General features: G+C 73.7%; 17 protein-coding genes. 4 read left to right on the forward strand and 13 right to left on the reverse strand.

The features are described 5' to 3' along the window. Positions 1-21: 21 nt before the first annotated feature. From M8C11_RS00180 to M8C11_RS00215, 8 genes are read right to left on the reverse strand one after another with little or no spacing between them, the layout of a single operon-like run. On the reverse strand, positions 22-1665 hold the full coding sequence (locus M8C11_RS00180; RefSeq protein WP_252447661.1) for a DUF4127 family protein: 1644 nt from the start codon (positions 1663-1665) through the stop codon (positions 22-24). Further along, positions 1662-2375, reverse strand: coding sequence for an N-acetylmannosamine-6-phosphate 2-epimerase (locus M8C11_RS00185; RefSeq protein ID WP_252447662.1), 714 nt, complete (start codon positions 2373-2375; stop codon positions 1662-1664). The genes M8C11_RS00180 and M8C11_RS00185 overlap by 4 nt, the downstream gene beginning before the upstream one ends. Beyond that, positions 2372-3292, reverse strand: coding sequence for an ROK family protein (locus M8C11_RS00190; RefSeq protein ID WP_252447663.1), 921 nt, complete (start codon positions 3290-3292; stop codon positions 2372-2374). The genes M8C11_RS00185 and M8C11_RS00190 overlap by 4 nt, the downstream gene beginning before the upstream one ends. Further along, positions 3289-4131, reverse strand: a complete 843-nt coding sequence (locus tag M8C11_RS00195) for a carbohydrate ABC transporter permease (protein ID WP_120569024.1) — start codon at positions 4129-4131, stop codon at positions 3289-3291. The genes M8C11_RS00190 and M8C11_RS00195 overlap by 4 nt, the downstream gene beginning before the upstream one ends. Then, positions 4121-5068 (reverse strand): carbohydrate ABC transporter permease, encoded by a 948-nt coding sequence (locus M8C11_RS00200; RefSeq protein WP_121686104.1) that lies wholly within the window; start codon positions 5066-5068, stop codon positions 4121-4123. Before M8C11_RS00200 ends, M8C11_RS00195 begins: the two co-directional genes overlap by 11 nt. Before the next feature lie 11 nt (positions 5069-5079). Continuing rightward, complete coding sequence (locus M8C11_RS00205) at positions 5080-6363, reverse strand: extracellular solute-binding protein (RefSeq protein WP_252447664.1); 1284 nt, start codon at positions 6361-6363, stop codon at positions 5080-5082. A 21-nt stretch (positions 6364-6384) separates the two neighbouring features. After that, positions 6385-7980: an FAD-dependent oxidoreductase gene (locus M8C11_RS00210; protein ID WP_121686106.1), complete on the reverse strand. Its 1596-nt coding sequence runs from the start codon at positions 7978-7980 to the stop codon at positions 6385-6387. A 40-nt stretch (positions 7981-8020) separates the two neighbouring features. After that, the gene (locus M8C11_RS00215) at positions 8021-9067 is read right to left on the reverse strand and encodes a LacI family DNA-binding transcriptional regulator (protein WP_308212706.1); all 1047 of its coding nucleotides are present in this window, start codon (positions 9065-9067) and stop codon (positions 8021-8023) included. A gap of 384 nt (positions 9068-9451) precedes the next feature. On the opposite strand from M8C11_RS00215, the gene M8C11_RS00220 reads away from it, so the two are divergent. Continuing rightward, positions 9452-9937 (forward strand): hypothetical protein, encoded by a 486-nt coding sequence (locus tag M8C11_RS00220; RefSeq protein WP_252447666.1) that lies wholly within the window; start codon positions 9452-9454, stop codon positions 9935-9937. Position 9938: 1 nt separating this feature from the next. Here the strand turns inward: M8C11_RS00220 and M8C11_RS00225 are convergent, their stop codons facing one another. From M8C11_RS00225 to M8C11_RS00240, 4 genes are all read right to left on the reverse strand, one after another. After that, positions 9939-10748 (reverse strand): metal-dependent hydrolase, encoded by an 810-nt coding sequence (locus tag M8C11_RS00225; protein WP_252447667.1) that lies wholly within the window; start codon positions 10746-10748, stop codon positions 9939-9941. A gap of 119 nt (positions 10749-10867) precedes the next feature. Next, positions 10868-13297 carry a protein kinase gene (locus tag M8C11_RS30455; protein ID WP_308212707.1) on the reverse strand — a complete coding sequence of 810 codons (2430 nt, stop codon included), beginning with the start codon at positions 13295-13297 and terminating at the stop codon, positions 10868-10870. Between the two features lie 80 nt (positions 13298-13377). Further along, complete coding sequence (locus M8C11_RS00235; protein WP_252447669.1) at positions 13378-14703, reverse strand: glycosyltransferase family 4 protein; 1326 nt, start codon at positions 14701-14703, stop codon at positions 13378-13380. 130 nt (positions 14704-14833) lie between these two features. Then, entirely contained in the window at positions 14834-16777 is a 1944-nt protein-coding gene (locus tag M8C11_RS00240) for an amylo-alpha-1,6-glucosidase (protein WP_252447670.1), read from the reverse strand. 42 nt (positions 16778-16819) lie between these two features. Between M8C11_RS00240 and M8C11_RS00245 the strand changes: the two genes are divergently transcribed. Further along, on the forward strand, positions 16820-19540 hold the full coding sequence (locus M8C11_RS00245; RefSeq protein WP_252447672.1) for a glucosidase: 2721 nt from the start codon (positions 16820-16822) through the stop codon (positions 19538-19540). A gap of 71 nt (positions 19541-19611) precedes the next feature. Here M8C11_RS00245 and M8C11_RS00250 read toward each other — a convergent pair whose 3' ends face one another. Further along, positions 19612-20937: a hypothetical protein gene (locus M8C11_RS00250; RefSeq protein ID WP_252447673.1), complete on the reverse strand. Its 1326-nt coding sequence runs from the start codon at positions 20935-20937 to the stop codon at positions 19612-19614. Between the two features lie 138 nt (positions 20938-21075). Here M8C11_RS00250 and M8C11_RS00255 point away from each other — a divergent pair, with 138 nt between their 5' ends. Together M8C11_RS00255 and M8C11_RS00260 are read left to right on the forward strand one after the other, a co-directional pair. After that, on the forward strand, positions 21076-21774 hold the full coding sequence (locus tag M8C11_RS00255; protein WP_252447674.1) for an HAD family hydrolase: 699 nt from the start codon (positions 21076-21078) through the stop codon (positions 21772-21774). A 22-nt stretch (positions 21775-21796) separates the two neighbouring features. Continuing rightward, a complete protein-coding gene (locus M8C11_RS00260; RefSeq protein WP_252447675.1) occupies positions 21797-22582 on the forward strand; it encodes a DUF4184 family protein in 786 nt (261 codons plus the stop codon). The last annotated feature ends 468 nt before the right edge of the window (positions 22583-23050 follow it).

The raw sequence follows: 23050 nt of genomic DNA on the forward strand, positions 1-23050 counted from the left end.
GGGGGACCGCACCCGCACCGGTCAGCGCAGCCGCAGGCTCGGCTCCAGCGTGACCTCGAACAGCCGGTCCCACGGCAGCTCGACCCGTACCGCCGTGACCCGGTCCAGCGTCGCGGTGAACGTCTTGCGTCCGCGTGTCCCGAGCACCAGCTCGTGCCCGGCGAAGTGGTCGGCGAAGTACCGCTCGGTCAGCGGCACCAGCCGGTCGCGTACCCAGCCGTCGAAGTAGCGCTTCTGCTCGGCGGTGAGCGCCAGCGGATCCCAGCCCTGCGCCCGGGCGTGCGCGTACGCGTCGACCTGCACCACGTTCTTCCACGGGTCGTCCTTGACGAACCGGTAGAGCAGGTACTCGGCGTGCGCCTGGGCCGGCCCGCGCAGCTCCGGCACGCCGAAGCCGCTGCCGGAGGAGCGCAGGTACGCCCACCGCGCGGTGCCGTGCGCGAGCGCCAGCCCGAGCGCGTTGCCGCCGGTGTTCCACCCCGAGTACGACAGCAGCGCCGGCAGGTCCAGCCGGGTCTCCATCCGGGACACCAGGTCGTGGTCGCCCTTGTTGACGATCAGCGGGTCCACCACGATCACCTGGGTGCCGGCGGCCAGCAGCTCGCCGATGCGGCCGACGAACGCGTCCAGGTCCGCGCCCCGCTGCCCGGTCGTGGCCGACGGGGTGTTCACCGCGAGGACGATGTCCGCGTCGCCGCTTACCACCCGGCCGCCCACCGAGGTGACGTGCCGGCGGATGTTCTCCGCGAACGGGATGCCCTCCAGCGCGGCGGTCCAGCCCTCGCCGGACACCCCGGCGTACTCCACCCGGTAGGTGGGCGCGGCGCCGGCGGCGACGACGCGCGCGACGAGCAGCGCGTTCACCTCGTCGGCGCCGGGGAAGATCTCCACCCGGTCGCCGACGCCGAGCCGCGCCACCAGCGCCTCCAGCTCGACCCGCTCGGCACGGGCCAGGCCGACCGGCGCGGTGTCGTCCTCCGAGAGCACCAGGTGGCTGATCGTCCCGTCCGCCACCCACTCCACCATCAGCCGGTTGACCTGGTGGTTGCGTGCCCGGGCGGCCAGGTAGTCCTCGACCACGGCGTCCGGGATGCGCGCCCGCACGTCGTCGAGCTGGGCCCGCAGCGCCTCCTGGCCCAGGTTGACCACCTGGTCGTACAGCTTGGCCCACTGGACCAGCAGGTCACGGTAGTTGTCCAGGTCGGTGCCGGTGCTGGTGATGGCGAGCCGCTGGATCGTGTCGTGTACCTCGATCACCGTGTCCGACCCGCGTGTGCGCAGCCGCCGGATCGCCTCCAGGTTGCGCAACGCGTCGGCCAGCGCCGGTGCGGCGGTACGCGAGGCGATGAGGCCCCCGTACGCCAGCATGCTCACCGAGATCACGTACCCGTCGACGCCGTCGGTGCCGTCGAGCCAGCGGGCGATGCCGGCGCCGTCGCCGGGGGTGAAGAAACGGCCCAGCATGTCCCGCGGCGGCAGCAGCACCTCGGCGCCGGCGCTCGCGGCGGTCATCTCGGCGCAGTACGTGTTGACCGGCCGGTCGTCCAGCGGCACCAGCGCCACGCTCGGTCCCCGGCCGGCGGGCCGGGCGACGGCGGGGCCGCCGAGGGCCACGGTTGCCAGGCCGGCCGCGCCGGTGGCCGCAAGAAGCGTTCTTCTCTTCATCGATGCTCCCTCTTCTCCGGTGCGCTCGCCGCCCGGGGGGTGGCCGGAACCAGCCGGCGGGTGATCCACAGCGGTGAGGTGACGGCGTTGCCCGTCACCACCGCGTGGGCCCCCGCCTCGAAGGCCCGGCTGATCTGCTCCGTGGTGCGGTAGCGCCCCTCGGCGATCACCGGCACGGGCAGCAGCGCGGCGAGTCGCGCCACGAGCCCGAGGTCGGGCCCGTCGATCGTTGGGCCGGCCGGCGTGTAGCCGGACAGCGTGGTGGCGACCGCGTCCGCGCCGGCCTCGACGGCGGCGACGCCCTCGGCCACGGTGGAGACGTCGGCCAGGACCAGCGCTTCGGTCTGCTCGTGCACCGCGCGGACGGTGTCGGCGAAGGTCCGGCCGTCGGGCCGGGGACGGTCGGTGGCGTCCACCGCGACGACGTGCGACCCGGCCCGCGCCGCTTCGAGGGCGTGCCCGGCGGTCGGGGTGATGAACACGCCCTGCGTGCCGTGCTTGTACAGCCCGATCACCGGCACGTCGACGGCGGCGCGTACCGCCCGCACGTCGTCGGGGCCGTTGACCCGGACCGCCACCGCGCCGCCACGGACCACGGCAGCGGCCACGCGGGCCTGGACGTACGGGTCGCGCATCGGGTCGTCCGGGTCGTCGGGCAGGGGCTGGCAGGACACGACCAGCCCGCCGGCCAGTTCGTCCAGGACACTCACGTGCTGGTCCCTCCGTCGTGGTGGTTCGGTGCGGTGGCGAGCCGGGCGGCGCCGACCACCACCGCGTCGGCGCCCAGCGCCGCGGGAAGCAGTGGCACGTGCGCCCAGCCGCCTGGTAGCTCCGCCCGGTAGGCGGCAGTCGCGGCGGGCAGCAGGGTGCCGGCGGCGCCACCGGCGACCAGGACGGCCTCGGGGTCGAGCAGCGCGACCAGCCCGGCCAGTGCCGCGCCGAGCGCAGTACCGGCCCGCTCGACGGCCCGGCGGGCGGTCGCGTCACCGGCCGCCGCGCGCCGCGCCACCTCCCGCCCGGTGACCGGGTCACCGCCGGCCAGCGCGTACGCGGCGGACAGGCCGGTGCCGGAGGCGATCGCCTCCAGGTGCCCGTACCGGCCGCAGCCGCAGCGCAGCCGGTGCGCGTCCGGGACCGGCAGGTGCCCGAGCTGGCCGGCCGCGCCCCGGGCGCCGCCCTCGACCCGCCCGTCGCGGACGATCGCGCCGCCCAGCCCGGTGCCGACGGCGGCCAGCAGCACGTGCCCCCGGCCCCGTCCGGCGCCGGCCCAGCACTCGCCGAGCGCCGCCGCGCTCACGTCGTTGGTGACGCGCACCGGCCGGCCAAGCCGTGCGGCCAGCTCGTCGGCCACCGGGGTGCCGGCCCACCCGGGCAGGCTGCCGGTCGCGTACCTGATGACGCCGGTCGTCGGGTCGACGGTGCCCGCGGTGCCCACTCCGACCGGCCCGGGGCCGGCGGCGGCTAGCAGGTCCGCGGCCAGGCCGGCGGCGGTGTCCAGCACCGCGGCCGGCCCGCCGCGGGCGGGGGTCGGCGCCTCGCGGCGGTCGAGCACCCGCGCACCGGGACCGACGAGGGCGGCGGCGGTCTTGGTGCCGCCGATGTCGATCCCGACGACCGGCCCGGTCATCCCTTCAGGCCGGTGTGCGCGAGGCCCTCGACGAACTGCTTCTGCGCGATGACGAACACCGCCAGCACCGGCAGGGCGGTCATCGACGCCGCGGCGAGCTGGACGTCCCACATCGGGCCGCCGTACGCGTCGACGAACTGGGTGAGCGCCTGCGGCAGGGTGAACTTGTCCGGCGAGGACAGGAACACGATCGGTTCCAGGTACAGGTTCCAGCTGTGCAGGAACGTGAAGATGGCCACCGCGCCGAGCGCGGGCCGGGACAGCGGCAGCGCGATCTTCCAGAACGTGGCGAAGCGTCCCAGCCCGTCGACCCGGGCCGCCTCCTCCAGCTCACCGGGGAGGCTGATGAAGAACTGCCGCATGATGAACGTCGCCAGCACGCTCGGCGCCCCGAAGATCGGCACCAGGATCAGCGGCCAGTGGGTGTCGATCAGGTCGAGCTTGAAGAACATCTGGAACAGCGGCACGATCGTCACCTCGCTCGGGATGAGCAGGCCCGCGAGGACGACCAGGAACAGCACGTTCTGTCCCCGGAACCGGATCCGCGCGAACGCGTACCCGGCCAGCGACGCCACCGCCAGCGTGCCGACGGTGACCAGCAGCGCGATGTAGAGGCTGTTCAGGTACTGCTGCCCGAACGGCTGCAGCTCGAACACCCGCCGGTACGCGTCCACCCGCGGATCGGTCGGCAGCAGTTGCGGCGGGAAGGAGAAGATGTCCGCCACCGGCTTCAGCGACGAGGTGACCATCCACCAGGTGGGGAACACGAACGGAACGGCCAGGACCATCAGTACGCCGTAGAGCACCAGCTTGGTCCGCCGGGACAGCTCACGATTCATGGAAGACCCACCTCTTGCGCATCTGCCACTGCAGCACCGTCAGCGCGAGCACGATGACGAACAGCAGGATCGACAGCGTCGCGCCGTAGCCGAAGTGATGGAACTGGAAGGCCTGCTGGTAGAGGTAGTAGACGAGCACCGTGGTCGAGGTGCCGGGCCCACCCTGGGTGAGCACCGCGATCTGCGCGAACACCTGCAACGAGCCGACCACCGTGATGATCGACGTCAGCATGATCGTCGGGCTGATCAGCGGCACGGTGATCCGCCAGAACTGGCGCATCCGGCTCGCGCCGTCGACCTCGGCGGCCTCGTACAGCTCGGCCGGCACGCCCTGGAGCGCGGCCAGGAACAGCACCATGTTCAGGCCGACGTTCTTGAACACCTGCACGACGATCACGGACAGCATCGCCGTGCCCTCGCCGCGCAGCCAGTTGGGACCGTCGACGCCGATGGTGTCGAGCAGGCCGTTGACGCCGCCGTTGTCCTGGAGCAGGAAGCCCCAGACGATGGTCCACGCGACCAGCGAGACCACCACGGGGGAGAAGAACAGCGTGCGGAACACGATCGTGCCGCGCAGCTTCTGGTTGAGCAGGACGGCCAGCAGCAGCGCCAGGCCGAGGTTGAACACGACCAGACCGACCGAGAACAGGCCGGTCGACCGCAGCACCGGGCCCAGGTTGGGGTCGTCGGCCAGCGCGGCGTAGTTGTCGGTGCCGATGTAGTCGAAGCTGCCGGCCAGCACGTTCCACTCGTGCAGGCTGTACCAGAACACGAGGACCAGCGGCAGGATCACGAAGACCACGCTGCCGAGCAACTGCGGGGTGATGAACAGGTATCCGGTGAGCTGGTCCCGGCGGCGGGTGGTCCAGAACGGCCGGGCCCGGCCCGGGGTGGGCCCGGCAGCAGCCGGGCCCACCCTGGTGTCCGTCTGGGTCATGATCCTCGGCCCTACTTCGCCAGCAGCGGCTGGATCTTGGTGCAGACGCCGTCGAGTACGCCCTTGACGTCCGCGTCCGCCTGCCACAGCGGATCGAGCGCGGCACGCACCTGCTGGCTCAGCTCGGCCTGCCCGGCGTGGCTGGGCTTGACCACGCCGTTGGTGATGCCGTCGATGACGACCTTCTGGAGCTGCTCCGGCTTGAGCTTCGGGTTCGTCTTGGCCAGCGTCTCGGCGGTGAGCTGGGACTGCCGCGGCGGCGGGAAGAACTGGGCCAGCTTCGCCGAGTTCGCGGGGTTGGTGAAGAAGGCCAGGAAGTCGGCGGCCTGCTCGGCGTGCGGACTCTTCTTCAGCACGCCGATGCCGGCCTGGCCGGACACCGCGTACGGGCCCTTCGGGCCGGCCGGCAGCGGGACCAGGTCCCACTCGAAGCCGTCGTCCTTCAGCAGCGAGGCGCGGGAGATCTGGGTGACGGTCATGGCCGCGTCACCGGCGAAGAAGTCGGCAGTCGTGCCCGGTCCGGGCAGCGCCTTGCCGGTGAAGATCGCCTTGTGCAGCGTGGTCATCGCCTCGACCATCTCCGGGCTGTTGAAGCCGCAGCTCCGGCCGTCCTCGCTCCACGCCTGGGCGCCCCAGCCGGTCCAGAACGTGGCCAGGTTGTCCCAGCCCTTGTAGTCGAAGTCGCGGAACACGAGCCCGGCCTTGCCGGACTTCGCCGCGGTGGCGCCGGCCGCGGCCAGCGCGGTGTCCCAGTTCCACTGACCGGCCGCGATCAGCTCGGCCGGCGTCTTCTGCCCGGCCTTCTTGAGCATGTCGTTGTTGACGAACACGCCGAACGGCGAGGTCGAGAACGGGTACGCGAAGAGCTTCCCGTCGTCCTGCCAGAGCTTCAGCGTGGCGGGGGACAGGTCGTCGTACTGGTAGCCCTCGGCCTTCTTCAGGGTGTCGTCGAGCGGGCGCAGCGCGCCGGAGGCGACGAAGTCCGGAGCCGAGTTCTCGAAGATCCACGCCAGGTCCGGCGCGTTGCCACCGGCGATCTGCGTGGTCAGCGTCGTGGTGTAGTTCTCGAACGGCAGCGGGTCGAACTTGATCTCCGCGACGTCCGGGTTGTTCTTCCGGTACTCGTCGGCGATCTCGTTGAACAGCTTCATGTGCGCCTCGTTGGCGGACCAGACGGCCATCCGCAGGCTGACCGGACCGTCGTCCTTGGCCCCGTCGCCACCGCCACAGGCAGTAAGCGCGAGCACACCGGCCATGGTCGCCGCGACCAGACCGGACAATCTTCCGTATCTCACTTTCATCTCCTCACCGGGGGTTCAGTAACCCGCGACCTGCGGCCAGCGGCATTCCACGCCGGCGGCCGAGATGCGGTCCGTGAATTCGGCCAGCAGGCGGGGGGTGCCGCGGACCGCGCGCGGGGACTCGCCCCGCGCAAGGCAGAAGTCGGCGAGCAGGCCGGCGACCTCACCGACGTTCCACTCGACCGGGTGCAGCCGGTAGCTGCCGTTGGTGATGTGCGTGGTGCCGATGTTCTTGCCGGCCGGCAGCAGGTTCTCCATCCGCTGCGGGATGAGCGCGCCGAGCGGGATCTCGAACGGGCAGGAGCCGACGTCGATGTAGTTGTCGCCGCCGGTCGACGGGTGCAGGTCGATGCGGTACATGCCGACGCCGACGGAGTCGGGGTAGCTCACCGCGCCGTGCTCGCCGCGTACCGCGAGGGAGAGGTCCTGCTCGGCCACCGTGTACTCGGCGCGGATGCGGCGCGACTCCCGGATGTAGGGGGCCTGCGCCAGCCCGTCGGCGCTGCCGGTCACGTCGCCGCGCAGCCGCAGCCCGGGGAAGCCGGTGCCGCCGTCGGGGCGGGGCGCCTCGGTCTGCAGCCAGTACAGGACGGAGTACGACAGCTCGCGCGCCTGGGACAGGTGCCAGGACGCGTTCGGCACGTCGATGACCGGTCCCTCGAAGTAGTCGATCATCGGCCAGTTGACGAGTGTGATGTCGCTGCCGTACGCGCCGTCGACGAAGTTGCGCCGCGCCGCGATGCGCCGGAACGTCCACAGGTTGCCGTCGCCCGGGTTGAGCCGCTGGTCGGCGTTGACGCCCAGCGGGTCGTCGTCCGGGTTCGGGGTGAAGCTGCGCTCGACGATCTCCAGCGTGCGCGGGTGCGGCGACCGCCAGGACAGCAGCCGGTCGCCCCAGAAGTCGGGCTTGTAGTCGCGCCAGAAGTCGTAGCCGGCGGGACGGTCGATGGTGTGGTCGCCGTCGACGTGGTCCAGCGCGAAGCAGACGGACACCGCCTGCATGTTCAGCGGCTGCGCCTCGGCGGGCGCGCTCGGCTCACCGGTCTGCGCCTGCGACTCGAACCCGGTCACGTACTCGGTGCCGGTCAGCGGCAGCAGCTCACCGGTCTCGGTGGCGTCCAGGACGTACGGCGCCTCCACCTCGATCCGCTCGTCGCGGTCCCGGTGGGCGAGCGTGACGCCGGTGACCCGGTCGCCGTCGGTCTCGGCCGCGACCGGCCGGTACGGCTGGAGCACCGTCAGCCGCCCGGACCCGCGGTACGGCGCGAGCATCTGCTCCAGCACGGCGACCGCCACCCGGGGCTCGTGACAGAGCCGGCTCACCCAGCCGGCACCCGGGTTCAGGTCGGTCCACGCCCGGGACCGCTCGGTCAGCGGGTAGTGGCGGCGGTAGTAGTCGCGGATGCCGTCGCGCAACTCCCGGTAGCTCGCGGTGGCGCCGAACTGCTCGATCCAGGAGTGCTCGTCCGGCGGGACCGCCTGGCTGGTGAGCTGCCCGCCGAGCCAGTCGAACTCCTCGGTCAGGATGACGGACCGCCCGGCACGGGCCGCGGCCAGCGCCGCGGCGACACCGCCCAGTCCGCCCCCGACGACGAGGACGTCCGCACGCATTAGTACCACTTGCTTCCTTCCAGTTGCGCGGCCGGGCGTGTCAGCGCCGGTCGGCCGCCGTTCCAGGGACGCCGAGGGTGTCGCCCTCGACGAGTTCGCAGGGCAGGAGCCGTTGCTGGAGGCCGCCGGCGCTGCCGTCGATGACGCCGGTGAGCACCTCGACGGCCTGGCGGCCCATCTCCTCGCGCGGGATGCGGAACCCGGTGAACGTGATGTCGGTGGGCACCGGGACGGTCGGGTCGCCGAGGGTCACGACGGACAGGCCACCGGGCACCGTCAGCCCCTTGCGGCGGGCGGCCGCCTCCAGCGCCACGGCGGTGGCGAAGTCCTCCACGAAGGCGACGGTGCTGCCGTCGGCCCGCAGGTCGTCCACTGTGGCGTCGGCGGTCTCCGCCGTCGCGGTGATCTGGCGGGCGCTCTCCGCGCCGGCCGCGCCGGCGTGGAAACCACTGCGCCGGTCGTGCGAGGACTCGGCCGCGGTGCCCATGCCCACGTACGTCAGGCGCCGGTGCCCCAGGTCCAGCGCCCGATCCGCCAGCCGGTGGACCGCGCTGGCGTAGTCGGCGCCGACGTAGGGCACCGGTCCGCCGGCGTCGTCGCGGCGCCCGACGGCGACGTAGGGGAACCCGTCGCGGTTGAGCCGGAGCAGCTCCGCGCCGTCGATCTCCCGGCCGAGCAGGATGCATCCGTCGGCCAGGCGCAGCCGGTTGTCCTGGTGGAAGATGCGCCGCCGGCCGTCCACCACCGGCGCGCTGGTGAACAGCAGCAGGTCGCAGCCGACGCGTTCGGCGTACTCCTCGATGCCGAGCAGGAACGGGTGGAAGAAGTCCCGGCTGCCGCTGGGGAAGGCCGGCTCGTAGGTGAAGACGCCGATGATCCGGTTGAACCCGGAGGCGAGGCGGCGGGCGGCCGGGTCGGCGGCGTACCCCGTCTCGGCGATGACCTGCAACACCCGGTCCCGTGTCTCCGGCGCGATCCGGACGTCGGCGTCGGTGCGGTTGTTGAGCACCAGCGACACGGTCGCCTGGCTGACGCCGGCCATTCGCGCGATGTCACGCTGGGTGACACGCCTGGGGGGAGGAGTCACGTCGGTCCTTCCACTGCCGCTAATGCGTATTAGCGATCGGGTCGGGATGGAGCCTCGCTGCTCTCCCGGCGTCCTGTCAAGGGGTGGCCGGAAGATTTCCGTTCGATGAACTCCCTGATCTAATGCGGATTAGCAGTCGCGACCGCCGCCGCCCGGCGGCTGTTCGGGCGGGGGATCTTGACAAGGACGGACCGAGCGCGCGACAGTAGGCGGACCTCGGCGCTAATGCGCATTAGCGTGTCGTCGGTCGTCCGCGCGGATGATCGACGACTACTGCTTCCCTACCCAGAGTGATGTCGGGTGCGGCCTCTGCCCGCCGCAACCCCGGGCACTACCGTTCTCATCGGACGGTCGTGGCGCCGTCCGTACGGGGGAGGGGACAACGTGGGCACCACTGTCGCTCGTCATCTCGCGGGAGCCGCGGCGGCGTGGCTCGTCGTCGTCGCGGAGGCGGTCGTCGGCTACCTCGGGCTGCTGGCGTACGCGCTCGTCACCGGCGCCGACCCGGGCGGCCCGCTGGCCGGACCGCTGCTGGTGCTGATCGCGGCGTTGCTCGGCGTGGCCGCGCTGCCGCTGCTGTTCGCGCCGGCGGTCGCGCTCGGTGAGGCCGCGGGCCGGCGGCGGACCGGTCCGGCGCTCGCATTCGCCGGGCTCGTCGCGGTCGTGCTGGCCGCCGGGTACGCCGCCGCGGCGGCGGTCGTCACGGACGTGCCCGGCGCCAGGGTGCCGCCGGTGGCCGGGATCGCCGCGCTGCTGGTCCTCCCGCCGACGGCGGCGTACGTGCTCATCGCCGGCGGTGTGGGATGGACGGCCCGGATGATCCGGCACCGGGCGGCCACGGCTCGTGCGGTGCGCGCCGAAGCGGGCTGACCTACATCTGGATGTCGAAGCGCTGCAGCACCGAGGGGGCGACCAGCCCCACCGCGGCCAGCACGGACAGGATCGTCATCGCGGTGCGCAGCACCACCGTCTCGGCCTTGCTGCCGGTACGCAGGGCGATCTTGTTGGGCAGGCCGACCATCGTCCACATGCGGCGTCTGATCGGGATGGGCCAGAGGATCGGCACGCCGGCCCGGGTGATCATGTCGCCGAGGATGTGCACGAAACAGCCCACGCCGACCGCGAGCCCGATCATCGGATAGCCCCGGTCGCCGGGCAGGTTGGCGAACGTGAACCAGGCCGCGGCGGCGGACACCAGCGTCACCACCACCCAGCCGGCGCGCTCGGCCCACTTGTCGAAGAGCCCGCGCAGCGCCAGGCCGATCATGAAGAAGAGGATGCCGACCACCGCCCACTTGCCGTAGTGGGCGCACAGCGCGGTGGTGCCCCAGCCGACGAGCACCGTGAACGGGATGGTGTGGGTCAGCGTGCGGTGCCCGTTGTTGCGGCGCGGATCCTTGCTGAGCTTGGTGGCGTAGTAGACGCCGAGCGAGATCTTCTCCATCACCTCGGCGACGAAGAGGCTGACCACACCGAACGTGCGGGCCACGGTGGCGCCGCCCTGGTTACGGGTGACCTTCCCGGACAGGTCGAGGTCGGGGAAGAGGGCTCCACCGGCGCAGACCGCGGTGCCCACCGCCAGGGCCAGCGGTGTCTGGTGGTAGTCCGCGAACTGGGCCATCGCCCAGGAGCCGGTCAGCCACACCGCCGCGCCCGAGAGCGCGTGGGACGGTCCCATCATCTCGGCTCGCCCTTCCCGAAGATCTTGATCCACAAAAACTACGCCACTGTAGTCAGCCCGTGCGACAGCGGGGCATCAGCCGGACGGTCCACTGGGGAAGGGGTGCCGCGGACGCCGCCTCAGCCTGCCGTACGGGTGGGCTTGACGGTGCCGAGGCTCGCGCGGATGACGGCGAACTGCTTCGAGGCGGCGGTCCAGTCGGCGTCGGACGTGGTCCAGCCGAGCGTCCAGCCGGCCCGTTCGCCGGGCAGGACGCGCATCGCGTGCATCCGCTCCCCGTAGGGCGCGGTCCAGAGGCACTCCCACGCCGCGCCCGGGCCGTCGGACTCAAGCCGGACCCGCAGGTAGTCCGGCAACCGGCCGGCCGAGGTCAGATCCCGCTCGGACGACTTCAGCCGGCCCACCGGATCACCACCCGGGTACGGCTCGACGCCCAGGATGCGCCGCGTCGCCGGGTCCTGGAAGCAGGTGGTGTCGCCGGAACGCAGTTGCAGCCAGCCGGCGGGCAGGGCGATGCGGAAGCCGCCGGTGTCGGCGGGCCAGACCCAACCGGCCGGTACGGTCACCCGCGGGTCGTCCGGGGGCGGACCCTTGCGGACCGGCGTGCCGGCCACGTCGGGCCGGACGCAGGGGAACGGCGGAGGCGGCGCGCCCGGCCCGGGCGGGCGGTCCCAGGGGCGGGCGACGGCCTCGGTCGAACTGCCCGCCTGCGGCGTCTCGTCCCGGCCGCCGGTGATCGCCAGCGCGGTGCCCACACCGGTCGCCACGGCCAGCAGCACGGCTCCCAGCACGAGTCCCCAGCGGTGCAGCGGGTTCCCGTCACCCGAGGTCAGCGGGGGATCGGCGGGGCGGGGGACCCCGGCGGGCCGGGGTGGGGCGGGATGCACCGCGCCGCTGTCGACCGGCCCGCTGTGGGCGACCGGGGGAGGCTTGGCGACCGGCGCGGCGCCGGGGCCGACGATGTGCACCGGGCTGAGGGCGTCGGCGCGGGGCGCCGACTCCGGGCCGGCCGGGCTGCCCGGGTCGACGAAGCTGGTGAGGACCGTCGGGCCGAGGCTGATCGGACCCGGGCGGGCCGGCCCCCTCCGGGGCGGCTCCGGGGTCGCGTCCGGGGCGGCCTGCTCCGGCTCACCGGTGCGGCTCCGCTCCGGGTCACCGGCCCGGGCGCGATCCGGTGGCGCCGCCCGGCCCACCGCGGCCGACCGGCCGACCACACCCGAGCCGCCGATCGCGGCCGAACCACCGGCCGCGGCCCGGCCGCCGCCCTCAGTGGGACCGCCGACCGCACCCGAGCCTGCGACCGCACCCGAGCCGCCGTTCACCTCGGCGCGACGGTCCGCATCCGGCGGGCCGCCCGGGGACGAGGGACCGCCTGCGTCCGCGCGCCCGGCCGCCCCCGAACGGCCGGCCGGGGACGACGGGCTCCCCGCGTCCGCGCGGGCCGCCGGGACAGCGCGGCCGGCCGGGTCAGCGGCGCCGGCCGTGTCCCCCGACGGTGGCGCGCGGTCGCCCTCGGCGGGCGGGGCCCATTCGCTGCGCTTGGCCGCCCGGCTCCACGCGCGGGCGGCGGCGGCCGGCGGCATCAGGTCCGGGTAGATGCCGCCCGGAGCCGCCGGGTTCCCCGGTGACCCCGGCTCGTCACCCGCCGGACCGTCGGCATCTCGTCCGGAGGCCGGCCGGTCGGACGATCCGGCTGGGGCGCGTACCGCGGAGCCGGCGGCCTCCGCGTCGGCCTCCGACACCGCGGCGACGCCGAGCAGGCGCGCCGTCTCGCGGTGCCCGAGGCGGGTACGCGGATCGCGCCGCAGCAGCCCGGCCAGCACCGGCATCAGCGGGCCGGCGTGCGGGGCCGGGTCGGGCGGCCGGGTGGCGAGCGCGGCGAGCGTGGCCATCGCGGTGCTGCGGGCGTACGGCGAGCGGCCCTCCACCGCGGCGTGCAGCGTGGCGCCGAGCGACCACATGTCCGCCTCGACGCTCGACACGCCCTCGGCGGCCCGCTCCGGTGCCACGTACTGGGGGGAGCCGAGGACCAGACCGGGCCGGGTCATCGCGCCGTCGCCGCCCTCGAACACCGCCAGCCCGAAGTCGGTGAGCAGCACCCGCCCGTCCCGGGCCAGCAGCACGTTCGCGGGCTTCACGTCGCGGTGCAGCACCCCGGCGTCGTGCGCGGCGCGCAGCGCGGCGAGCACCGACAGGCCGATCTCTGCGGCCCGTCCGGGCGGCAGCGGCCCGTCGCTCTCGATGATCTCCTGGAGCGAGCGGGACGGGACGTACTCCATGATCAGCCAGGGCTCGCCCTGGACCCGGACCACGTCGTAGACCCGCACCACGTTGGGGTGGTTGAGGCGCGCGGACGTGCGCGCCTCGCGCAGCGTACGGGCGCGCAGTTCGTCCCGCTCGTTCTCGGCGAGCCAGTTCGGCGGCACGACCTGCTTCACCGCGACCTCGCGTTGCAGCTCCTCGTCGCGCGCCCGCCAGACCTGGCCCATCCCGCCGCGGCCGACCAGTTCGAGCAGGCGGTACCGCCCCGCGATCAATACCTCCCGCACCGCACTCCTCACCGCTGGTCAGTGGTCCACAATAGCCAACGGATCGGACGGTACCTATCGCCTGTCAGTGCGTCATGCCCCTAACCTGCCGCGCCGGCGAGCAGGTTGCCCTCCGGGACGGCGATCGGGGACCGGTCGCCGGCCAGCAGGGCGGTGGCCCGGCGGGCCTGGAACGCGTCGTGGTCGCGGCGGGCGGCGGCGTAGCTTCCGGCGGTCCGGGCGGCGATCGCGGACCAGGTGTACCGCCGGCTGACCATGGTCCGGGCCTTGCGCGCCACCCGCCGGGCGAAGACCTCGTCGCCGAGCAGCCGGTCGACGGCGCCGGCCAGCGCGTCCGGGTCGCCGTGCGGGAACGTCACGCCGGTCACGCCGGGCTCGACGATCTCGGCCAGCCCGCCGGTGCGTGCCACCGCGAGCGGTGCTCCGGCGGCCGCCGCCTCCAGCGCGATCATGCCGAACGGCTCGTAGAGGCTGGGGATCACAGTGGCGTCGGTGGCGGCGAGCACCGCGGGCAGCTGGGTGGCGTCCATGAAACCGGCGAACCGGACCGTGTCCCCCAGGTGCAGCCGCCGCGCCTGGTCGACCAGCTCGTCCTTGTACGGCCCGTCCCCGGCGATCACCACCCGCAGGCGGGGGTGCCGCTTCGCCAGGTGCGGCACGGCGTGCACCAGGTGCTGCACGCCCTTCTCGTAGACCAGCCGGCCGGCGTACCCGACGAGCGGCCCGCCCGCGGCGAAGCGCGCCCGGGCGGAGGCGACCGCGTGCGGCCGCGCCCGCCAGGCCCGGTCGTCGACGCCGTTGGCGACCACGTCGATGCGCCCGGCCGGTACGCCGAACAGCCGGGCCACCTGGTCGCGCATGTAACCGGAGCAGGCGATCACCCGGCCGGAGGCGTTGCTCAGCCAGTGTTCGACGCCGTGGATGGTGCGGTTCATCTCCTCGGGCAGCCAGCCCTGGTGCCGGCCCGCCTCGGTGGCGTGGATGGTGGTCACCAGCGGCACGTCGAGGTGCTCGGCCAGCGTGACGGCGGTGTGCGCGACGAGCCAGTCGTGGGCGTGGATGACGTCGTAGGAGGCGGCGGAGGCGGCGCGCAGCGCGGCCCGGGTCAGGGTGTGGTTGAACGCCATGGTCCAGGCCAGCAGTGATCCGGTGGCCAGCGGGAACCGGACCGGGTCCTCGGCGGCGCGGACGATGCGGACGCCGTCGGCGTACTCCTCCAGGGGAGCGCCCTCGGCGTGGCGGGTGACGACTGTGACCTCGTGCCCGGCGGCGGCCAGCGCCACGGAGAGCGCGTGGACGTGGCGGCCGAGGCCACCGACGAGCACCGGCGGGTACTCCCAGGAGAGCAGCAGCACCCGCAGGCGCCGGGCGGGCTGGATGTCGATCACTTCGGCGTCAGCTGACACGCGGCCCCCTTTGAGTTGTGGCGTCCCCACCCCGGCGGCGGCGTCGCCGCGGTGTCCGGTGGGGTCGCCGCCCATCCTGCCCAGGGGTCGATAACCGGCGGCGACGCGCCGGTTGCCGGTCTGTAACGCGTTACCGGCGCATCCGCCGCGCGCGCAGCAGCTCGGCCACCGACCACGCCTGGAACGGGCATCCGGTGGCCGCGTGCGGTGCCGCGCCGTCGGCGGTCTCGCTCACCGAGCCCAGGCCGTCCTCGGCGAGGTGGCCCACGAGCCCCACCAGCAGTTCGTCGGTCGGCAGCCCGGCCCGGCGGTACGCGTCGAGCAGCGGCCCGGTCAGCCACGGCCAGACGGTGCCCTGGTGGTACGCGGAGTCCCGCTCGGCGGGCCCGCCCCGGTGCCGCCCGGTGAAGCCGGGGGAGTCCGGGGCGAGGCTGCGCGGGCCGAGCGGGGTGAACAGCGCCTCGGTGATCCGGCGCAGCGTGGCCTCGTCCGGCTCCAGCGGCGCGTGCGGCAGGGACCAGGCGAGCAGCTGGTTGGGGCGCAGCAGGTCGTCGTCGTGGTGCGCGGCCCCGCCCAGCGGGTACGCGGGCGCCGGCGCGTCGACCACGTCGTGGAGCCAGCCGGCCGGGGCGGGGAACCGCTCCCGGAACGCGGTGACGGCCCGGCGGTGCAGGTCGTGCAGCGCGGTGGCGTCGCGCCCGGCCAGCTCGGTCAGCTCGGCGAGCCCGGCCAGCCCGTTGATCCACAGCGCGTTGACCTCGACCGGCTTGCCGGTACGCGGGGTCACCGGAACCCCGTACACCCGGGCGTCCATCCAGGTGAGCGCCACGTCCGGCGGGCCGCCCTGGGCCAGCAGCCCGTCGGCCGGGTCGACGCCGATGCCGTACCGGGTGCCCGCCACGTGCGCCTCGACCACGCCGTGCAGCGCGGGCAGCAGCTCGTCGCCCAGGTCGGTGTCGCCGGTGACTGTGACGTGCCGGTGGACCGCGTGCAGGAACCACAGCGTGGCGTCGACGGTGTTGTACTCGACCCGGCCGGTGTCGGCCGTGTTCGCCAGCATGCCCCCGTTCAGCGTGGCCGCGTACGCCCGCAGCAGGTCCCGGCCCTCGTCGGCCCGGTTCGTGCACAGGAACAGGCCCTCGTAGGAGATCATCGTGTCCCGCGACCAGGCCCCGAACCAGGGGTAGCCGGCGACCACGTCCGGGCCGGTGGCGGTGCGTACCACGAACGCGTCGGCGGCCAGCGCGAGCGTCGCCTCGACCGCGTCGCCGGGTTTCGCCGCGGCCACCACGGCCCGGCTGCGCCGCCGGGCCGCCTCGACCACGGCGGTCGCCGGCGGCGGCTCCTCGGCCAGGTCGTCCGCCCAGGCCAGCACCGACACGGTCGCGCCCGGCTCGTCGAGCGCGCCGGTGAACCGGCCCGCGTACCAGAGGTCCTCGTCCGGGTGCAGGCCGCGCTCGGCCTCCGTGCGGTGGCGGACCCCGTGCCACCACTGCCCCTCCGGGGTCCAGTCCGGCCCGGCCAGGCGGTACGCGCCGTCGACCACCGCGCCGCCGGCCGCCGGTTCCAGCCGGGGCGCCGGACCGTCGGCGCGCCGCTCGCCGTGCGCGTCGCGCCAGGTGCACGCCGCGGCCAGGTCCAGCCGCACCGGGCCGCCGGAGATCAGCCGGTGCACCACCGCCACGCAGGAGCGGCCGTACGTCATGGCGATCTCGCGTTCGATCACCACGTCGCCGATGCGCCACCGCCAGCGCGGCACCCCGTCGGCCAGGTCGAAGTGCTCCAGCAGCTCGAAGCCGCGCGGGTCGACCACGCCGGAGGACCACTCGTGCGCGCCCAGGCGGACCTGCCGCCCCGACGGCAGCGTCACCGCCGGGTCGAGGCTCACCAGTCCCACCTTGCGGGACGCCGGCGTGTCAGCGGCCACCACGAGCAGCCCGTGGTACCGGCGGGTGCGCAGCCCGGCGACGGTGCCCATGGCGTACCCGCCGCGCCCGTCCGTGACCAGCCATTCCCGCGCGGCGGCGGCGGACAGCTCGCCGCAGACCCGCGGCCCGAAACGGATGTCGATCAACTTTCCTCCACCGGCAGCGAGGTGTGACATGCCACGACGACAATGGCCGCTGTGGAGAAGTACCCCGGCGGCGTCGAAGATGTGCCAGTGATCACCGACCGGTCGACCTCCGCGTCCCCCGACCCCGAGCGGCACCGGCTCGCCCAGGCCGACGCCGGGGAGCAGGACTGGCGCGCATGGGGCCCCTATCTGTCCGAGCGGGCGTGGGGGACGGTACGGGAGGACTACAGCGAACACGGCACGGCGTGGGACTACTTCCCCCACGACCACGCGCGGTCCCGAGCGTACCGGTGGAACGAGGACGGCATGGCGGGCGTCTGCGACGACCGGCAGACGTTCTGCTTCGCGCTCGCGCTGTGGAACGGGCGCGACCCGATCCTCAAGGAGCGGATGTTCGGCCTCGGCGGCGACGGCGGCAACCACGGGGAGGACGTCAAGGAGTACTGGTGGTACCTCGACAGCACCCCGACGCACTCCTTCATGCGCTGGCGCTACCACTACCCGCAGGCCGCGTTCCCGTACGACGAGCTGGTCGCGGTGAACGCGCTGCGCGGCCGCGACGACACCGAGTACGAGCTGGTCGACACCGGCATCTTCGACGACGACAGGTACTGGGCGGTCACCGTCGACTACGCCAAGGCGTCCCCGACGGACATGTGCGTGCTGGTCACCGTGGCGAACCGGGGCGACGAGGACGCGACGCTGCACGTGCTGCCCACGCTGTGGTTCCGTAACACCTGGGCGTGGGGGCTGCCCGGCACCGACCGGATGCCGAAGCTGACCGGCGAGGCGGCCGGGGAGCGGGCGGGCGCCCGGCTCGTCGGTGGGCACTGGGTGCTCGGCCAGCTCCTGCTGGAGGGCGACGGCGACCCGGTGCCGCTGCTGTGCGACAACGAGACCAACGCCGAGCGGCTGTGGGGGCTGCCGGGGCGGTCCGCGTACCCGAAGGACGGCATCAACGACCACGTGGTGACCGGCGCGGCCACCGTCAACCCGGACCGCACCGGCACGAAGGGCGCGCTGCACTACGTGCTGGACGTGCCGGCCGGTGAGCAGCGGCAGATCCGGCTGCGGCTGACCCGTACCGCGCCGCCGCCGGCCGCCGCGCCACCGGCCCCGGCCGACCTGGGTGACGGGTTCGACACCGTGCTGTGGGCGCGCCGGGCCGAGGCGAACCGGTTCTTCGACAGCGTCATCCCGGCCGCCGCCACGCCGGACGAGGCGCTGGTCGCCCGCCAGGCCATCGCCGGGCTGATGTGGGGCAAGCAGTTCTACCACTTCGACGTCGAACGCTGGCTGGCCGGCGACCCCGGCTCGGCGCCGCCGCCGGCCGGCCGCCGGCACGGGCGCAACAGCGCCTGGTGGCACATGAACAGCTTCGACGTGATCTCCATGCCGGACCCGTGGGAGTACCCCTGGTACGCCGCCTGGGACCTGGCCTTCCACTGCGTCACCATCGCCCGGGTCGACCCGGGCTTCGCCAAGGAGCAGATCCTGCTGCTGCTGCGCGAGTGGTACCTGCACCCCAACGGGCAGATCCCGGCGTACGAGTGGGCGTTCGGGGACGTGAACCCGCCGGTGCACGCCTGGGCGGCGCTGAAGGTCTTCGAGATCGACGGCGCCCGCGACCACGAGTTCCTCGCCCGGGTCATGCACAAGCTGCTGCTCAACTTCACCTGGTGGGTCAACCGCAAGGACACCGGCGGCAACAACGTCTTCGAGGGCGGCTTCCTCGGGCTGGACAACGTCGGCCCGTTCGACCGCTCGGCCGCGCTGCCGGTCGCCGGGACGCTGGAGCAGTCCGACGGCACCGGCTGGATGGCCATGTACGCGCTCAACCTGCTCGACATGGCGATCGTGCTGGCCGAGCACGACCGCGCGTACGTGGACACCGCCACCAAGTTCTTCGAGCACTTCGCCTACATCGCCGCGGCGGCGTACCACCAGGGGCTCTGGGACGCCGAGGACGCGTTCTTCTACGACGTGCTGCGTCTGGCCGACGGCACGAAGGTGCCGCTGAAGGTCCGCTCGGTGGTCGGGCTGCTGCCGCTGGCAGCGGTCACCCGGCTGACCGCCCGGACCATGCGCCGCCTGCCCGAGCTGGGCGCGCGGCTGCGCTGGTTCCTCACCAACCGCCCCGAGTACGCCGAGGTGATCGGCGCCCGCCGGCTCGGGCCGGACGGCCGCCAGCAGCGCCTGCTGTCGATGGTCGCGCCGGACCAGGTGGTGCGGCTGCTGGCCCGGATGCTCGACACCGACGAGTTCCTCTCCGAGTACGGGCTGCGCACGCTGTCCCGGGCCCACCTGGACAAGCCGTTCACGGTCACGCTCGGCGGGCAGGAGTTCAGCGTCGGCTACGAACCGGCCGAGTCGACCAGCGGCCTGTTCGGCGGCAACTCCAACTGGCGCGGCCCGATCTGGATGCCGACGAACTTCCTGCTGATCAGCGCGCTGCGCGACTACGCCGCGTTCTTCGGCGACGACCTCCAGGTCGAGTACCCGACCCGGTCCGGGGTGAAGCGCACGCTCGACGAGATCGCCGACGACCTGTCCGCGCGGCTGATCTCCCTGTTCACCCGCGACGACTGGGGGCGGCGGCCGATCTACGGGGCCGCGCAGCTGTTCCAGACCCACCCGGACTGGCGCGACCTGATCTGTTTCCCGGAGTACTTCCACGGCGACAACGGCGCCGGTCTGGGCGCCTGGCACCAGACCGGCTGGACCGCGCTGGTCGCCGACCTGATCCTCACCTTGCGCCGCTGACGCGCCGGATCCTCACGCTGCGCCGCTGACGCGTGGGGCGCGACGGGGAAGCCCCGCCGCGCCCCACGCGCTCACGGCAGCGGCAGGAACGCCAGCCGGGCGTGGTACTCGCCGGCCACCGTCACGGTGTCGCTGCCGACCCACAGGCCCCGGTCGGTGGCGTACAGCTCCTGGGTGCCGACGCCCCGGTCCTTGGTCGGGTTCCAGGGCAGCGCCTTGCCCGTGGTCGGGTGGATCGCCCCGATGCCCGGCCGGGACACCGCGCCCGGACCGGCCGAGTTGCGGCCCTGCGGGTTGTCCAGCCAGCGCTGGTGACCTCCGACGTAGACCGCCGCGCCGGTCACCGCCACCGACAGCAGCGTGTCGCCGCCGGTGTAGTTGGCCCAGGTCGGCTGCTTGCCGCCGGTGGCCGTACCGAACTCGAACCGCGCCGCGGTGTCGCAGAGCGTGCCCGGGAAGGCCGCGCCGGTGGTGACCACCGCGAACCAGGTGCCGTCCGGGGAGATGTCCACCCCGCGCAGGTACGACGGCATCGACCGCGCGCACTGCGGCTGGTAGCGGTCGGTGGCCCAGCCGGAGAGCGTGGCGCCCGCGCCGGACAGGTTCGCCACCGCGAGCTGGTGCCGGGCCACGCCCGCCACCGTGCTGAAGTTGCCCGCGAACACCAGCCGGGTGCCGTCGGCGGAGACGTCCAGCGCCTCGACCTTCACCGGCGCGGTGGCACCGGACGTGGTCTTGCGCGGGCCGGCCAGGTTCAGGTTGACCGACACGTCGGCCGCACCGGTGGTGGCGTTCACCGCCGCCAGGGCACGCCGGGTCACCCCGCCGACGGTCTGGAACGCGCCGCCGACGATCAGCCGGTTGCCGACCAGGCGCATGTCGTTCACCTGGTTGTTCAGCGCCGGCGTGGTGAAACCGGCGACCCGGGCGCCGGTGGCCGCGTCGATCCGGGCCAGCCGGGACGCCGCCGTGCCGTTGACGGTGGTGAACGCGCCGCCGATGTAGAGCGAACGGCCGTCCGGCGCGGCGGCGAGCGCCTTGACCGCGCCGTTGACCTGCGGCCGGAACGTGGTGTCGATCCGGCCGGTGGTCGCGTCCAGCGCCACCAGGCGGGGCATCGCCAGCTGGGCCGACTGGCCGGCGTTGCGCACCTTGGTGAACGTGCCTGCGACGTACACGCGGTTGCCGATCTGGAGGATGCGGTGGACGGTGCCGTCCAGCGCGTGCGGCGTCCAGTCGACCGGGTTGGTGCCGACCACTGTGGTGTGTGAGGCGTTGACGGCCAGTGCCGGGGATCCCGGCAGCGCCGCGCCCGCGACGGCGAGCGTCGCGGCCACCGCGACGGCGGCGCGCCGCCGTCGCCGTCGTCCAGGTGGATGATCGGGTGAGATCGTCATGGCCGAAGCATGCCGTCGGACCAGGGATTCCGCAGTCGGGTAGCCGCCGGTAACGGGCCGCCGACCGGATAATCCGCGTGGCCCGTCCGGCGACCGGGCAGTACGGTGTGCGAGGTCCGCGAGGGGGAGGGGGACGCGATGCCGTCGCGCCGGGACGCCGCCGTGCTGGTCTTCGACGCCGACGACACGCTCTGGGAGAACAACGTCCTGTTCGAGCGCGTCATCGACGACTTCCTCACCTGGCTCGACCACCCCACGCTGGACCGGTCCCGGATCCGCGCGGTGCTCGACGACATCGAGCGCGCGAACGCCGTCGCGCACGGCTACGGCAGCAAGGTCTTCCTGCGCAGCCTCGGCGAGTGCCTGGAGAAGCTGCGCGAGCGTCCGGCCACCGCGCGGGAGCGCGCCGAGATCGAGCAGCTCGCCGCCGCGCTGGTCGGCCACCAGGTCGAGCTGATGCCGGGCGTGGCCGAGACGCTCGACGACCTGGCCGGGCGGCACGAACTGCTGCTGCTGACCAAGGGCGAGCGCGAGGAGCAGCAGCGCAAGCTGGACGCCTGCGGGCTGCTGCACCACTTCCGCGCCGCGCACATCGTGCCGGAGAAGGACGCGGACACGTACCGCTGGCTGGCCCGCGAGCACGCCTTCGACCCGGCCGCCGCCTGGATGATCGGCAACTCGCCGCGCTCGGACATCCTGCCCGCGCGGGCCGCCGGGATGAACGCGGTCTTCATCCCGAACGAGAACACCTGGGTCCTGGAGCACGACGAGCTGGACCCGTCCGACCAGCGGGTGATCCGGCTGGCCGCGTTCCCCGACCTGGTCCAGCACTTCTGAGCGGGCCGGTAACGTCCGGGACGTGCCGCTGACCTTCCCGTCGCACCTGGCGCCGGTGCTGCCGCTGAAACGGTGGCGCCCGGGCTGGTTCGACGGGGTGGCGCTGTGCACCGGCGCGGTGGCGCCGGACGTCGCGTACCTGTTCACCGGCACGTCGCTGGCCCGGGACCTGCGGACGCACACGCTCGGCGGCCTGCTCTGGTGGTGCCTGCCGGTCGCCCTCGTGTACGCCTGGGTGGTGCGCAGGGTGGTCGCCGGCATCGCGGTGCACCTGCCCGGGCAGCGGTTGTGCGGCTGGCCCTGGTACGTGACGCTGGCCCGGGTCCGCCACCCCTGGCAGGTGACCGTCTGCTCGGCGCTCATCGGCGCGTTCAGCCACGTGGGGTGGGACCGGGTCAGCGACAGCGACCGGCTGCCCCGGCTGCTGGGGATCGCCGACTTCCACGCCGTGACCGGCGTGTACTGGTACCGCTTCGTGGACGTGGTGGCCGGTCTCGCCGGCGGGCTGCTGGTGGTCGTCCTGGCCGTGCACGAGGCCCGCCGCGGGTTGCGGGCGGGCGGCGTACGCGGACCGGCGCCGGAGGCGAACCCGAACGTGTTCTGGCGCGTGGCGCTGGCGGTCACCGGGCTCGGTGCGCTGCTGATGCCCGCGCTGCCGGCGGCGGGTGTGCCCGCGCCTGCGGGCGTACGGGCGCTGCACGTGGCCGCGCTGGCGCTCGTCGCCGGGGCCGTCGCGGCCCGGACCGTCCCGCCGCGGCCGGCCGGGCGCAGTCCGCGTCTCGAAGTCGAACAGCGCGAAACCGGCTGACCCCGTTACGCCGACATGCCGCAATTCCGCATAGACATCAATCACAAGCGCAGCCGCCGGTCATCGCTTGTCCGGCCTGCGCGGACGCGCCTAACCTGAGCCGGCGCCCACGCCTCGTCGGGGTGAGACGGGGGCGCACCGGAGTCCGGTGGTAAGAGCACCGTGGAGCTGAGTGCGGGCAGACCGGCTCGCCGTGCGGAGCCCGGCGGAAGGCGTCGTGCCACGCCTGCCGCGCTCCCGCGGCGCAGACCGCTACCCAACCGGACGGCCGGGGTCAGGACCGGGGAGTTGCGGACCCGGTCCTGACCCGTCCGGCCCTGCCGTCGCGGGCCGCGCCTCCCGTCACGCCACCCTTCGCGATCGATGCGCCCGCCCGCCGCCGGCGGGCCGGTTCTGCCTGCTCCCGGGCCGGCCGTCCGCACTCCCGACGCAGGCTGGGAAGTAGCTGACAAATAGTTCGGCGTGTAT

Origin of the sequence: Micromonospora sp. CPM1, assembly GCF_023896895.1 — a bacterium.
In the GTDB taxonomy this organism is placed as follows: Bacteria; Actinomycetota; Actinomycetes; order Mycobacteriales; family Micromonosporaceae; genus Micromonospora; species Micromonospora tulbaghiae.

Bases quoted from the DNA above. Each gene is read 5' to 3' on its own strand.
- M8C11_RS00180 (WP_252447661.1), bottom strand. From the start codon at position 1,665: ATGAAGAGAAGAACGCTTCTTGCGGCCACCGGCGCGGCCGGCCTGGCA.
- M8C11_RS00190 (WP_252447663.1), bottom strand. From the start codon at position 3,292: ATGACCGGGCCGGTCGTCGGGATCGACATCGGCGGCACCAAGACCGCC.
- M8C11_RS00195 (WP_120569024.1), bottom strand. From the start codon at position 4,131: ATGAATCGTGAGCTGTCCCGGCGGACCAAGCTGGTGCTCTACGGCGTA.
- M8C11_RS00200 (WP_121686104.1), bottom strand. From the start codon at position 5,068: ATGACCCAGACGGACACCAGGGTGGGCCCGGCTGCTGCCGGGCCCACC.
- M8C11_RS00210 (WP_121686106.1), bottom strand. From the start codon at position 7,980: ATGCGTGCGGACGTCCTCGTCGTCGGGGGCGGACTGGGCGGTGTCGCC.
- M8C11_RS00225 (WP_252447667.1), bottom strand. From the start codon at position 10,748: ATGATGGGACCGTCCCACGCGCTCTCGGGCGCGGCGGTGTGGCTGACC.
- M8C11_RS00245 (WP_252447672.1), top strand. From the start codon at position 16,820: ATGGCCGCTGTGGAGAAGTACCCCGGCGGCGTCGAAGATGTGCCAGTG.
- M8C11_RS00250 (WP_252447673.1), bottom strand. From the start codon at position 20,937: ATGACGATCTCACCCGATCATCCACCTGGACGACGGCGACGGCGGCGC.
- M8C11_RS00255 (WP_252447674.1), top strand. From the start codon at position 21,076: ATGCCGTCGCGCCGGGACGCCGCCGTGCTGGTCTTCGACGCCGACGAC.